The organism is Thauera sedimentorum, assembly GCF_014489115.1.
In the GTDB taxonomy this organism is placed as follows: domain Bacteria; phylum Pseudomonadota; class Gammaproteobacteria; order Burkholderiales; family Rhodocyclaceae; genus Pseudothauera; species Pseudothauera sedimentorum.
Genome location: NZ_JACTAH010000001.1, coordinates 258378 through 271668, shown reverse-complemented (window position 1 = coordinate 271668; position 13291 = coordinate 258378). Strand labels below are relative to the sequence as shown.

Annotated in this window: 13 protein-coding genes; 9 read left to right on the top strand and 4 right to left on the bottom strand. The window is 69.0% G+C overall.

What is annotated here, in order from left to right; genetic code table 11:
* The first annotated feature begins 66 nt into the window (after positions 1-66).
* From xth to IAI53_RS01225, 3 genes are all read left to right on the top strand, one after another.
* On the top strand, positions 67-828 hold the full coding sequence (xth, locus tag IAI53_RS01235) for an exodeoxyribonuclease III (RefSeq protein ID WP_187716352.1): 762 nt from the start codon (positions 67-69) through the stop codon (positions 826-828).
* A 6-nt stretch (positions 829-834) separates the two neighbouring features.
* Positions 835-1500 (top strand): Crp/Fnr family transcriptional regulator, encoded by a 666-nt coding sequence (locus IAI53_RS01230; RefSeq protein ID WP_187716351.1) that lies wholly within the window; start codon positions 835-837, stop codon positions 1498-1500.
* Between the two features lie 180 nt (positions 1501-1680).
* On the top strand, positions 1681-1872 hold the full coding sequence (locus IAI53_RS01225) for a YgaP family membrane protein (protein WP_187716350.1): 192 nt from the start codon (positions 1681-1683) through the stop codon (positions 1870-1872).
* Positions 1873-1900: 28 nt separating this feature from the next.
* Here the strand turns inward: IAI53_RS01225 and rsmA are convergent, their stop codons facing one another.
* Genes rsmA through IAI53_RS01205 form a run of 4 tightly spaced genes read right to left on the bottom strand, consistent with a single transcriptional unit; the run spans position 1901 to position 7534 of the window.
* The gene (rsmA, locus tag IAI53_RS01220) at positions 1901-2695 is read right to left on the bottom strand and encodes a 16S rRNA (adenine(1518)-N(6)/adenine(1519)-N(6))-dimethyltransferase RsmA (RefSeq protein ID WP_187716349.1); all 795 of its coding nucleotides are present in this window, start codon (positions 2693-2695) and stop codon (positions 1901-1903) included.
* A 26-nt stretch (positions 2696-2721) separates the two neighbouring features.
* Positions 2722-3732, bottom strand: a complete 1011-nt coding sequence (gene pdxA, locus IAI53_RS01215) for a 4-hydroxythreonine-4-phosphate dehydrogenase PdxA (RefSeq protein ID WP_187716348.1) — start codon at positions 3730-3732, stop codon at positions 2722-2724.
* Positions 3704-5014, bottom strand: coding sequence for a peptidylprolyl isomerase (locus tag IAI53_RS01210; protein WP_187716347.1), 1311 nt, complete (start codon positions 5012-5014; stop codon positions 3704-3706). Before IAI53_RS01210 ends, pdxA begins: the two co-directional genes overlap by 29 nt.
* 18 nt (positions 5015-5032) lie before the next feature.
* Entirely contained in the window at positions 5033-7534 is a 2502-nt protein-coding gene (locus IAI53_RS01205) for an LPS-assembly protein LptD (RefSeq protein WP_225433105.1), read from the bottom strand.
* A 126-nt stretch (positions 7535-7660) separates the two neighbouring features.
* Here IAI53_RS01205 and IAI53_RS01200 point away from each other — a divergent pair, with 126 nt between their 5' ends.
* The 6 genes from IAI53_RS01200 (at position 7661) to IAI53_RS01175 (ending at position 13290) form a co-directional block, all read left to right on the top strand.
* The gene (locus IAI53_RS01200; protein ID WP_187716345.1) at positions 7661-8665 is read left to right on the top strand and encodes an aminoglycoside phosphotransferase family protein; all 1005 of its coding nucleotides are present in this window, start codon (positions 7661-7663) and stop codon (positions 8663-8665) included.
* 17 nt (positions 8666-8682) lie between these two features.
* Positions 8683-9372 carry an N-acetylmuramate alpha-1-phosphate uridylyltransferase MurU gene (murU, locus tag IAI53_RS01195; RefSeq protein WP_187717905.1) on the top strand — a complete coding sequence of 230 codons (690 nt, stop codon included), beginning with the start codon at positions 8683-8685 and terminating at the stop codon, positions 9370-9372.
* Between the two features lie 8 nt (positions 9373-9380).
* Entirely contained in the window at positions 9381-10721 is a 1341-nt protein-coding gene (gene pepP, locus IAI53_RS01190) for a Xaa-Pro aminopeptidase (protein WP_187716344.1), read from the top strand.
* Entirely contained in the window at positions 10718-11863 is a 1146-nt protein-coding gene (locus IAI53_RS01185) for an FAD-dependent monooxygenase (protein WP_187716343.1), read from the top strand. Before pepP ends, IAI53_RS01185 begins: the two co-directional genes overlap by 4 nt.
* Positions 11864-12034: 171 nt before the next feature.
* On the top strand, positions 12035-13057 hold the full coding sequence (dusB, locus tag IAI53_RS01180) for a tRNA dihydrouridine synthase DusB (protein ID WP_187716342.1): 1023 nt from the start codon (positions 12035-12037) through the stop codon (positions 13055-13057).
* Positions 13054-13290 carry a helix-turn-helix domain-containing protein gene (locus IAI53_RS01175; RefSeq protein WP_187716341.1) on the top strand — a complete coding sequence of 79 codons (237 nt, stop codon included), beginning with the start codon at positions 13054-13056 and terminating at the stop codon, positions 13288-13290. Before dusB ends, IAI53_RS01175 begins: the two co-directional genes overlap by 4 nt.
* Position 13291: the final 1 nt, after the last annotated feature.

Genomic DNA, 13291 nt, shown 5'->3' with positions numbered 1-13291 from the left:
CCGGAGACGCGCGCTGGGGGCCGATCCTGAGTACACTTGGGGCTCCCCGCGCCACTGGTATGACCCGTGAAAATCGCCACCTGGAACGTCAACTCGCTCAAGATCCGCCTGCCCCACGTGCTCGACTGGCTCGCCGAGCACAAGCCCGATGCGTTGTGCCTGCAGGAACTGAAGATGGAGGACAAGGCCTTTCCGCATGAGGCGCTGGCCGAGGCCGGCTACCAGGCGGCGACCAACGGGCAGAAGACCTACAACGGGGTTGCCATCCTGACGCCGACGGCGGCCAGCGACATCGTGCGCGACCTTCCCGGCTTCGCGGACGAGCAGAAGCGCATCATCGCCGCAAGCGTGGACGGCGTGCGGGTGATCTGCGGCTACTTCCCCAATGGCCAGGCGGTGGGCTCGGAGAAGTTCGAGTACAAGCTGCGCTGGCTGGCCGCACTCACCGAATGGGTGCGCGAGGAGATGGCCCGCCATCCGAAGCTGGTGCTCACCGGCGACTTCAACATCGCCCCGGAAGCGCGCGACGCCCACCCCGAGTGGACCGACGAGATCCACGTCTCCGAGCCCGAGCGCGCCGCCTTCCGCGCGCTGACCGATCTCGGCCTGGTGGACGCCTTCCGCCTGTTCGAGCAGCCCGAGCGCAGCTTCTCGTGGTGGGACTACCGCATGCTCGCCTTCCGGCGCAACTTCGGCCTGCGCATCGACCACATCCTGGTGTCCGAGCCGCTGCGCGCCGCCTGCCGCAGCTGCGCGGTGGACAAGGCGCCGCGCCGCCTGGAACGCCCGTCGGACCATGCGCCGGTGGTCCTCGACGTGGACGCCTGAACGCCGATGAACGACAGCGAAAGCCTCGCCGCCCGCTATCCGGTGCTCGACGCCCTGCCGCCGGCCGCGCGCGACCGGCTGGAGGCCGCCGCACGCTGGATGCGCGTGCCCGCCGGCCAGTTGCTGTTCGACGACCACCAGGCCTGCGAGGGTTTCCCCTTCGTGGTCGAAGGCTCGGTGCGGGTGTCGAAGTGCGCGCCCAGCGGGCGCGAACTGCCGCTCTACCGCGTCGCCCCGGGAGAGACCTGCATCATTTCCTCGTCCTGCCTGCTCGGCCACGAGGATTACAACGCCCGCGGCGTCACCGAATCCGACACCCTGCTGATGCTGCTGCCCAAGGCGGTGTTCGACGAACTGCTGGGCGAACCGGCCTTTCGCGGCTTCGTCTTCCACCTGTTCGCCGAGCGCATCGCCGACCTGATGCAGTTGATCGAGGAGGTGGCCTTCCGCAGGCTGGACCAGCGTCTGGCCGCCCTGCTGCTCGGCAAGGGCCGCGTGCTGCACGTCACCCACCAGCAACTGGCCGACGAACTGGGCAGCGTGCGCGAGATCGTCAGCCGCCTGCTCAAGGGTTTTGCCGCCGACGGCCTGGTGCGCCTGGCGCGCGAGCAGGTGGAGATCCTCGATCCGGCCGGGCTGCGCCGGCTGGCGAGCGCGGGCAAGAGCAGCTGACCCGGCGGGAAATCGCGGCCAAGGCCGCTCCTACAAGTAGCGCAGTGCCGGCGAAACGGCCCAGGCGCCGTGCGCCCAGGCCTTCCCGGCACGCATCGCGACCTATGTGACCGCGGTTACAGACCCGCGCTACCGCACTATGCTGAAATGCTGCTCACTCGAACACACAAGGAGAGCATCATGAAAGCGAACGTCGGCGGAATCGACAAGATCCTGCGCATCGTGGTCGGCATCGCGCTGATCGCCTGGGCGCTGATGGGCGGTCCGGTGTGGGCCTGGATCGGCGTGGTGCCGCTGGCTACCGGCCTGATGGGCTGGTGCCCGGCCTACACCCTGCTCGGCATGAACACCTGCCCGCTGAAGAAGCAGTGAGGCGCATCGCCTGAATGCCAGGGCCGGGTCATCCCGGCCCTTTTCGTTTGTCCGCCACGTGATTGGCGATGGCCACGTAGTCGGCCACCGCCAGACGCTCGGCCCGCAGGCCGGGGTCGATGCCCAGGGCGGCGAAATCCGCCTCGCCGAGATACTCGCGCAGCGTGTTTCGCAGGGTCTTGCGACGCTGACCGAAGGCGGCGGTGACCACCTCGCCAAGCAACGCCTCATCGTGCGCACCGAGCGCCTCGCGCGGCAGCGGGATCATGCGCACGATGCTCGACATCACCTTGGGCGCCGGACGGAAGGCGCCGGGCGGCACGTCGAACAGCCGCCCCATGCGGAAGCGGTATTGCAGCATCACCGACAGGCGCCCGTACTCCTCGCTGCCCGGCTCGGCCACCATGCGCATCACCACCTCCTTCTGCAGCATGAAGCTCATGTCGCGCACCTGTTCGGCGAACTCCGCGAGGTGAAAGAGAATGGGCGTGGAGATGTTGTACGGCAAGTTGCCGACGATGCGCAGCGGGCAGCCGTCGCCGGCGAGGGAGCCGAAATCGAACTTGAGCGCGTCGCCCTCGTGCACCGTGAGCCGCTCGGGCGTCCAGCGCTGGTGCAGGCGGGCGATCAGGTCGCGGTCGATCTCGACCACGTGCAGGTGGTCGAGGCGCTCGAGCAGCGGCTCGGTCATCGCCCCGAGGCCGGGGCCGATCTCCACCATCAGGTCGTCGGGCAGCGGACGGATGGCGTCGACGATCTTGCGGATGATGTTCGGGTCGGACAGAAAGTTCTGCCCGAAGCGCTTGCGTGCGCGGTGTTCCATGTGCGGCCCGTGAAAAAGAGGTGGGTTCAGGGATGCGCGCGGCCCGCACGCGCCATCTGTGCGGCCAGCTCCACCGCGGCAAACAGGCTGCCCGGATCGGCACGCCCGGTGCCGGCCAGGTCCAGCGCGGTGCCGTGGTCGACCGAGGTGCGCACGATGGGCAGGCCGAGGGTGACGTTCACGCCGCCGCCGAAGCTCGCATGCTTGAGTACCGGCAGGCCCTGATCGTGGTACATGGCCAGCACCGCGTCGCCCTGCTGCAGGGTGTGGGGCACGAACAGGGTGTCGGCGGGCAGCGGGCCGGCCAGTTGCATGCCTTCGGCGCGCAGGCGTTCGAGCACCGGGATGATCACGTCGATCTCCTCGCGCCCCATGTGGCCGCCTTCGCCGGCATGCGGATTGAGCCCGGCCACCAGGATGCGCGGCGCAGCCAGACCAAAACGCGCCACCAGGTCGCGGTGCAGGATGCGCAGGGTGTCTTCCAGCAATGCGGGGGTGATCGCCGCGGGTACCGCCGACAGCGGCAGATGGGTGGTGGCCAGCGCCACCCGCAGGCCGCCGCCGACCAGCATCATCACCACCCGCGGAGTGCCGGTCTTGTCAGCCAGATACTCGGTGTGTCCCGAGAAGGGCACGCCGGCGTCGTTGATTACGCCCTTGTGCACCGGGGCGGTGACCATGCCGGCAAATTCGCCCGAACGGCAACCCTCGATCGCGCAGTCGAGCAGGCCGAGCACGTAGGCGGCGTTGGCCGGGTCTAGCGTGCCGGCCTGCGCGGGGGCGGCCAGCGGGCAGTGCAGGACATCGAGCACGCCGGCCCGCGCCGGCTCACCCGGCAGGTATTCGCGCACCAGCACGTCCACGCCGCTACGCGCGGCCCTTTCCTCGATCAAGGCCGCATCACCAAGCACCACGAGGCGCAGCGGCCAGTCACGCGCGGCCAGATGGGCGCACAGCTCCGGGCCTACCCCGGCCGGCTCGCCGCTGGTGACGGCGAGCAGCGGCAGCTCACTCCTGGTCGAGGCGGTATTCGACATAGGTGCTGTCGCGCAGCTGGCGGACCCAATCCTCGAAGGCGTCCTCCGATTTGCGCTGGCGCAGCGCGGCACGTGCCATGGCACGCTTGCGCTCCTCGGAGACGTCCTGCACCCGGCGCTCGTGCACCTTGATCAGGTGCCAGCCGAAGGGCGAGCGCACCGGCTCGCTGACCTGCCCGGGCGCCAGCGCGTCCATCGCGCGCTCGAACTCGGGCACGGTGTCACCCGGATAGACCCAGCCCAGCTCGCCGCCCTTGGCCGCCGAGAGGTCGGCCGAATGCGCCTTGGCGAGTTCGGCAAAGTCGGCCTTGCCGTGGATGACACGCTCGCGCAGGCCGTTCAGGCGGCTTTCGGCCTCGGCATCGGAGAGCACTTCGGAGGTGCGGATCAGGATATGGCTGACCCGCGTCTGCTCCACGCTGTCCGCCCCGGCATCGCCGCCGCGCACGTCCAGCAGCTTGAGCACGTGCAGGCCGGCGGCGCTGCGCATCACCGGAGCGACCTGCCCGGGGCGGAGGGCATCCACCGCCTCGGCGAAGATGGCCGGCAGGCGGTCGCGGCTGCGCCAGCCGAGCTCTCCGCCGTTCATCGCATCCGGGGCGTCCGATACGCTGGCGGCGACCGCGGCGAAATCCTCGCCCCCACCCAGCCGGCGCATCACGTCATTGGCCCGGGCAATCAGGGCATCGATCTGTTCCGGCGAGGCGCCTTCCGGCGCGCGCAGCAGGATGTGCGCCAGACGGTACTCGCGACCGGAGAAGGCGTCCGGATTGGTGGCGATGAAGTTATCCACCTCGGCTTCGGTGACCACGATTCGGCTGTCCACCTCGCGCTCGCGCAGGCGGGTGAGCAACAGTTCGGTGCGGATTTCGTCGCGGAAGCGGCTCCAGGGGATGCCGTCCCTGGTCAGGGTGTCGCGCAGGCCGTCCACCGTCATGCCGTTGTTCTCGGCGATGCGCGCGATGGCACGCTCGAGCATGGTCTCGTCCACGCGGATGGCGCTCTCGCGCGCGAGCTGCAACTGGGCACGCTCGAGGATCAGGCGTTCGAGCATCTGGCGCTCGAGCACCTCGCGCGGCGGCAGTTCGGTGCCCTGCCGCTCGAGCCGGCGCACAGCCTGGTCGAGGCTTTCGCGCAACTGCAGGGCAGTGATCACCTCGTTGTTCACCACCGCGATGATGCGATCCACTTCCACCACGCGCGGCGCGGCCTGCAGCGACGAAGCCATGCCGGCGGTGCAGGCGAGCAGCGCCAGGGCAAGTCGGGAAATCAGTCGATTCATGGTGTCTCGTCTTGTTTGTCAGTCGGTGCCGAAGATGCGCCCGGAGCCAGGTTCGTTGATCTTGCCGTAGCCGGACACGCTGCGCTTGAGCAGGCCCACCGGATTCGAACCGATGCTCGCCAGTCCGTTCAGTTCGAGCTGGAAGAACAGCGCCTGGGTTACGTCGTCCTCGGTGGTGGCGAAGCGGTGCGCCACGGTGCGGAACACCCAGCACCCGCCATCGTACTCCAGCCCCGCAATGGCTTCGGTGATGCGCCCTTCCTTGATCGAGCGGGTCACCCGCCCGACGCCGTACCAGCGCCCGCCCAGCGGCCACTGCGCCGACACGTCGATATCGCGCAGCACGTCGCGGGTCCACCGGTAGCTCATGTTCACCGCCTTGGCGAACTCCGGGCGCCAGCTCCCGCCGATCGCAATACGCTCGGTACGACTCTCTCGCGGATCGTACTGCCATGCGGAATTGAGCGAGACGGTCGGTGTAATGCGCCCGCCAAGCGCCGCAAGTACATCGGTGCGGCGGTCCACCCGGAGCGCTTCGCCCGGCAAGGCCACCTTCTGGTCCGAGAAGTAGTGGCGCTGACCGATCGCAGCATACAGCCGCTCCGCCCCATTGACCGGATCGATCAGGCGCGAGGTCAAGGCCACGGTCACCTGGTCGGCATCCGCGATGCGGTCGTGCCCGCTGTAGGGCGACTCGGAGAACATCTGCGCGAAGCTGAAGTCGTAGCGCGAGGTATCGAACAGGGGGATGTCGTCCTGTTCGCGCTCCGGCGCGCGGACGTAAAAGACACGCGGCTCCAGGGTCTGGATGTAGTCCTGCCCGAAGAAGTTCGCCTCGCGCTCGAAGTTCAGCCCGGTATCGAGCGAGAAGATCGGCACACTGCGGGTAATCTTCGTGCGCCCCCCGACGACCTGATAGGGTTCGTCGAGGTCGTAGCGGGTGTAATGGACGCCGATCTTCGGGGTGATGTAGTAGCCGGCGCGCTCGAACGGCAGCGACAGTTGAGGATAGAGGACCAGCCGGCTGCCGGCGGTAAACAGCCGCACTCCGCCACTGACGAGATCCTTGTCCGGATGATCGAACTCAGTGTACTGGGCCTTCATGGCGAACGTCGTGCCGCCATACAATCCGGCGCGATTGGCGTTGAGCGCCAGTTGCGGAAGCCGGCGATACGGCTCGCGGCGCACCGTATCGTCGTCAGACAAGGTCTGATAGCGCTGCCAGAGTGCCGATGCATCCCACCAGTCGGCTCCCTGATAGTACAGTTGGCCCTGGCGCACCAGGTTCACCTTGGAAGCGACCGCGACACGGGAACTGAGGTCCTCGAAGTACTCGTCGTCCGACACCGAATTGAGATCGATGGCAGCCGACAACCGTGAAGTGATGCGCTGCTGGTGCTGCCAGGAACCCAGGCGACGCTCGAACCCGGCCACCTTGTCCTCAGGCATCCATTCGGCGCGCAATTCGCCGCTGCTGGCCTCGGTGAGATAACGGAACTCCCCGCCCAGTTGCAAGCCACGCCGGCTCATGTAACGCGGAATCAGCGTGGCGTCGTAGTTGGGCGCAATATTCCAGTAATAGGGCTGGGTGATGTCGACACCGGTCGTGTTCGACGTCCCGAAGGTCGGCGCGAGCAATCCGGACTGACGCCGGCCGACCAGCGGAAACTCCGCCCATGGCACCCACAGGATGGGCGTGTCCTTGAACACCACGGTGCCATGACGCAAGGTTCCGATCTCGGTGTCGTAGTCCAGTTCGAGTTCGCCAGCCTTGACGTACCAGTCGGGATTCTCCGGCTTGCAGCTGGTCCACGTCGCGTTGAACAACCTGTACTGATTTTCGCCTTCGAAGTTCAGGACATCTGCGCCTCCGCTGCCGGTGATCACCCGGCTCTGCTTGCCGGGTTCCGGCTCGGAGGCCCGCGTGATCGCGTAGCGCGGGGACTGGAATTCACCGGTGCGCTCACCGATCACGAGGCGTGCTGCCGGACCAGTGATCTCGTCAGCGCCTTGGGCGAGCCGCACATTGCCCTCGGCGACCGCCTCGTCCGTCAACTCGCGATAGGTCAGGCTGTCGGCAGTCAGGGTCAGGTCGCCCCGCTGCAGTTCGGCCTCGCCCTCGGCAACCAGCTCCACCGCCCGGGTGCCGCGGATTCGCAGCGCGGTGACCGCTGTCGAACCCTGCTCTGCGCCCCGAGCAGGCTGCGCGGTGTCGAGTGCCGGCGCCGGTCGCACTTCGGGCCGGGTCACCGGCGCGGCGGCGGGTTGCCGAACGGGCTCCGTACGAGCGGGCGCAGCTTCGGGACTCACCGGACGAACCTCGACACCGCGCTCTGCCGGCACCGGATCGGGGGCATTGGGCTGCGGAGCCTGAGAAGTCGCTCGAGCGCCCTGCGGCTTGCGCACCGCCCCCGCGGCGGCCCCATCCCCGACAAGATCGGGCGACACCACCAGCGCAGGCATGCTACCCGCCAGCGCGCTCCCCGACATCCAGCACAACAGCAGCGGAATCAATCGCATCCGCGTCTTCAAGCCCAAGTCCGGCAAAGCGCTCCCCATCCGAAAAAGTTGGCTGCGCGCTCGTCGGCGCGTTCGGTGCCTTTGATAAACTCGCGGATTTTACACGAACGTTCGCGGAGAACCGGTTTGCATCGACTCGCCCAACTGCAGCAATGGCTCGCGGCGCAACTGCCCGGGCAGGCCTTCGAGCTCGCACCGGCGTCGGCCGACGCCAGCTTCCGCCGCTACTTCCGCGTCAGCTTCGCCGACGGCAGCCCCTCGCGCATCGTCATGGACGCGCCGCCCGAACACGAGGACTGCCGCCCCTGGCTGCAGGTGGCGGAACTGTTCGGCGCCGCCGGCGCCCATGTCCCGGAATTGCTCGCGCAGGATGCGGCACAGGGTTTCCTGCTGCTCTCGGACCTCGGCAACCGCACCTATCTGCAGGTGCTCGACGCCGACAACGCCCACGCGCTGTATGCCGACGCGCTCGGCAGCCTGGTCGCCATCCAGGCCGCCAGCCGCCCCGGCGTGCTGCCCGAGTACTCGCGCGAACTGCTGATGCGCGAGCTGCAGCTCTTCCCGGAATGGTATGTCGCCCGCCACAAGGGCCACACGCTCGACGACGCCCAGCGCGCCATGCTCGACAAGGTGTTCGCGCGCATCCTCGCGGTGAACCTCGACGAGCCCAAGGTCTTCGTGCATCGCGACTACCACTCGCGCAACCTGATGTATCTGGAAGACGGCCGCAACCCCGGCATCATCGACTTCCAGGACGCGGTATACGGCCCGCTCAGCTACGACCTCGCCTCACTGTTCAAGGACGCCTACATCCGCTGGGAAGAGGATTTCGTCCTCGACCTGCTGGCGCGCTACTGGGACGCCGCGCGCAAGCTCGGCCTGCCGGTGCGCGAGCATTTCGCCGACTTTCACCGCGACTTCGAGTGGATGGGCGTGCAGCGCCACCTCAAGGTGCTGGGCATCTTCGCCCGCCTCTACCACCGCGACGGCAAGGACGGCTACCTGAAGGACATGCCGCTGGTGATGGACTATCTGCGCCGCGCCTGCCGCCGCTACGGCGAACTCGCGCCGCTGTTGCGGCTGCTCGACCAGCTCGACCCCGAGCCGGTCGAGTTCGGCTACACCTTCTGAGCGCGCCGATGCGCGCGATGATTCTGGCGGCGGGCCGCGGCGAACGCATGCGCCCGCTCACCGACCACTGCCCCAAGCCGCTGCTCGCGGCCGGCGGCAAGCCGCTGATCGTGCATCACATCGAACGCCTGCGCGCAGCCGGCATCACCGCACTGGTGATCAACCACGCCCACCTCGGCGCCCAACTGGAAGCCGCACTGGGCGACGGCAGCGCACTCGGCGTGCACATCGCCTGGTCACGCGAGGGCACCGCGCTGGAAACCGCTGGCGGCATCCGCCAGGCCCTGCCCCTGCTCGGCGGGCAGGCCTTCCTGGTGATCAACGGCGACGTCTACTGCGACGCCGACCCCGCGCTGCTCGCCGCCGCAGCACACCGGCTCGCCGCGACCGGCGATCTCGCCCATCTGCTGCTGGTGCCCAACCCGGACCACCATCCGGACGGCGACTTCACGCTGATCGGCGACCGGGTAATGGACCAGGAAGGCACGCGCTTCACCTTCTCCGGCCTGGGCGCCTACCACCCGGCGCTGTTCGCCGACCTGCCCGCCGGCCACCCGGCAAAGCTCGCCCCGCTACTGCGCGGCGCGATGGCCGCAGGGCGCGTCTCCGGCGCACTGCACACCGGCTACTGGCTGGATGTCGGCACCCCGGCGCGCCTCGCCGAACTGGACCGCCATCTCGCCGTCGAAGCACAACACCGCGCATAATCCCCGCCATGAACGCGCCCACCCAACACGTCCTCGACATCACCCCCTTCCGTGCCCGTCGCGAGCGCCTGCTCGCCCGCATGCATGCGCTGGGCGGCGGCGTCGCCGTCCTGCCCACCGCCCCGGAGCGCGCGCGCAACCGCGATGCCCACTACCCCTACCGGCACGACAGCTACTTCTACTACCTCACCGGCTTTCGCGAGCCGGAGGCCGTGGTGGTGCTGGTCGCCGGCGCCGAGAACCGCAGCATCCTGTTCTGCCGCGCCAAGGACGAAGAGCGCGAGATCTGGGACGGCTACCGCTACGGCCCCGAGGCCGCGCAGGCCGCCTTCGGCTTCGACGAGGCGTGGACCATCGGCGACCTCGAGCGCCGCCTGCCCGACCTGCTCGCCAACCAGCCGGTGCTATGGAGCGGCCTGGGCTACGACGGCGAATGGGACGGCAAGGTCATGGCCGCGCTCAACACGGTGCGCGCCAACGCCCGCAGCGGCGTGGTGCCGCCGCACTCGGTACGCGACATCCGTGCCGAACTGGACGAGATGCGCCTCATCAAGGACGACTTCGAACTGGCCACCATGCGCCGCGCCGCCAGCATCTCGGCCGGCGCCCACCGCCGCGCCATGGCCGCTACCCGCCCGGGACGCTTCGAATACGAGATCGAGGCCGAACTGCTGCACGCCTTCCGCGCCGCCGGCAGCCAGGCCCCGGCCTACACCAGCATCGTCGCCAGCGGCCGCAACGCCTGCGTGCTGCACTACGTGGAAAACGACTGCCGCATGGCCGACGGCGACCTGCTGTTGATCGATGCCGGCTGCGAGCTCGACGGCTACGCCTCCGACATCACCCGTACCTTCCCGGTCAATGGCCGCTTCTCCGGCCCGCAGCGCGACATCTACGAACTGGTGCTCGCCGCCCAGGGCGCGGCCAAGGCCGCCATCCGCCCCGGCGCACACTGGAACGCACCGCACGAAGCCGCGGTGCGCGTGCTCGCCCAGGGCATGCTGGACCTGAAGCTGCTCGGCGGCAGCCTCGACGGCGTGCTGGAAAACGGTGATTACCGCCGCTTCTACATGCACCGCACCGGCCACTGGCTGGGCATGGATGTGCACGACGCGGGCGAATACAAGCAGGACGGCGACTGGCGCCTGCTCGCCCCCGGCATGGTGCTCACCGTGGAACCCGGCTGCTACATCCGCCCGGACGACAAGGTGCCCGAGGCCTTCTGGAACATCGGCGTGCGCATCGAGGACGATGCCGTAGTCACCGCCGACGGCTGCGAGTTCATCACCGAAGACGCCCCGCGCAGCGTGGCCGACATCGAAGCGGTGATGCGCGAGGCGCAGGCATGACGACCCACGACCTGCTGGTGGTCGGTGCCGGCCCGGTGGGCATGGCGCTCGCCCTCGCGCTCAAGGACAGCGGGCTGGACGTGGTGCTGGCCGACGCCCGCCCGGCCGAAGCCACCGCGGCCGACCCGCGCGTGCTCGCGCTCTCCCACGGCACCCGCCTCACCCTGGAGCGCCTGGGCGTATGGCAGGCCCTGCCCGCCACACCGATCGACACCATCCACGTCTCCCAGCAGGGCGGCTTCGGCCGCACGCTGATCCACGCCACCGACTACGGCGTGCCGGCCCTCGGCCACGTCGCCCCCGCCGGCGCGCTGGCCGCCGCGCTGCGCCGGGCGCTCGACCGCGCCGGCATCAGCGTGCTGGACGAAACCGAGGTGCGCAGCCTCAACCCGGACGCGGACGGCGTCGCCATCGAACTCGCCGGCCGCCACGCAGGCAGCTGCCGCGCCCGTCTTGCGGTGTGCGCCGAAGGCAGCATCAACGCCGACCCCACAGAGACGATGACCCGCGACTACGGCCAGCACGCGCTGATCGCCATGGTGCAGGCCACCGGCGCAGCGCGCGGCACCGCCTTCGAGCGCTTCACGCCGGCCGGCCCGGTGGCCCTGCTGCCCTGCGGCGAGGCCTACGCGCTGGTCCATGTTGCGTCGCCGCAACAGGCCGACGAACTCCTCGCCCTGGACGACGCCGCCTATCTGGCCCGCCTGCAGGCCCACCTCGGCACCCGCCTCACCCTCACTGCGGTCAGCGAACGCCTGCGCTACCCGCTCGGCCTGCGCGTGCGGCGCAGCCCGGTGGGGCCGCGCACCGTCTGGCTCGGCAATGCCGCCCAGACCCTGCACCCGGTGGCCGGCCAGGGTTTCAACCTCGCGCTGCGCGACGTATGGGCGCTGGCCGACACCCTGCTGCGCCACCCCGGCGACCCCGGCGCACCCGCCACCCTGGCCGCCTACGCCCGCCGCCGCAGCGCGGACCGTTTCGGCACGGTGCGCTTCACCGACACCCTGGTGCGCCTGTTCAGCAACGACCTGCCGCCGCTGCGTCATCTGCGCGGCGCCGGCCTGTTCGCGCTGGACATGCTGCCGCCGCTGCGCCACTTCGTCGCCAAGCGCATGATGTTCGGCGCCCGCGCCTGGCCGTGAGCGTGTAGGAGCGGCCTTGGCCGCGATGGGGCCTGTTTGACACCCGGCATCGCCGCATCGCGGCCAAGGCCGCTCCGACGGAACTCCGTCGCGACGGGCCCGTGCACCACTCCCCCACCCCTACGCCGCATGGGGTAAAATGCCGCCCTTTCCCCCACGCCCGACCACCCCATGCAGTTCGCCGGTTTCACCCTGCGCAACAACCTTTTCGTCGCCCCCATGGCCGGGGTGACGGACCGTCCTTTCCGCCAGCTGTGCAAGAAGCTGGGGGCCGGACTCGCGGTGAGCGAGATGGTGACCTCCAATTCGTTGCTCTACGGCAGCGCCAAGACCCGCCGGCGGGCCAACCACGAGGGTGAGGTGGCGCCGATTTCGGTGCAGATCGCCGGCGCCGATCCGGCGATGATGGCCGAGGCCGCGCGCTACAACGCCGAGCGCGGCGCACAGATCATCGACATCAACATGGGCTGCCCGGCCAAGAAAGTGTGCAACGTGATGGCCGGCTCCGCGCTGATGCAGGACGAGCCGCTGATCGCGCGCATCCTCGAAGCAGTGGTCAAGGCGGTGCCCGACACCCCGGTGACGCTGAAATTCCGCACCGGCTGGAACCGCGACAACAAGAACGCCCCCACGGTCGCGCGCATCGCCGAAGCGTCCGGCATCCGCGCCATCGCCATCCACGGCCGCACGCGCGCCGACCAGTACATGGGCGAGGCGGAGTACGACACCATTGCCCACGTCAAGACGCTGGTGAACATCCCGGTGATCGCCAACGGCGACATCGACAGCCCGCAGAAGGCCAAGCACGTGCTCGACTACACCGGCGCCGACGGCGTGATGATCGGCCGTGCGGCGCAGGGCCGGCCGTGGATCTTCCGCGAGATCGAACACTACCTGGCCACCGGCGAATTGCTCGCCGCGCCGCTGGTCAGCGAGATACACCAGGTCTGCCGCGAGCACCTCGCCGATCTCTACGCCTTCTACGGCGAAGACACCGGCCTGAAGATCGCGCGCAAGCACATCTCCTGGTACACCAAGGGCCTGGTCGGCTCGGCGGCCTTCCGCCGCACGATGAACCAGCTGCCCACCATCCCCACCCAGCTCGACGCGGTGGACGCCTTCTTCGGCCAGCTCGCCGAGGCCGACGCCCGCCTGCGTTACGAAGAAGACTTCCCGCAGGAGCTCGCAGCATGAGCCGTAGCAACGACATCGCCGATTCCATCCAGCGCACCCTAGACCAGTACTTCCGCGACCTGGACGGCGAACGGCCGGCGGCCATCTACGAGATGGTGATCCGCAACGTCGAACGCCCGATGCTCGAATTCGTCCTGCGCCAGGCCGGCGGCAACCAGACCGCCGCGGCCGACATGCTCGGCATCAACCGCAACACCCTGCGCCGCAAGCTCACCGAATACGATCTGCTGTGAT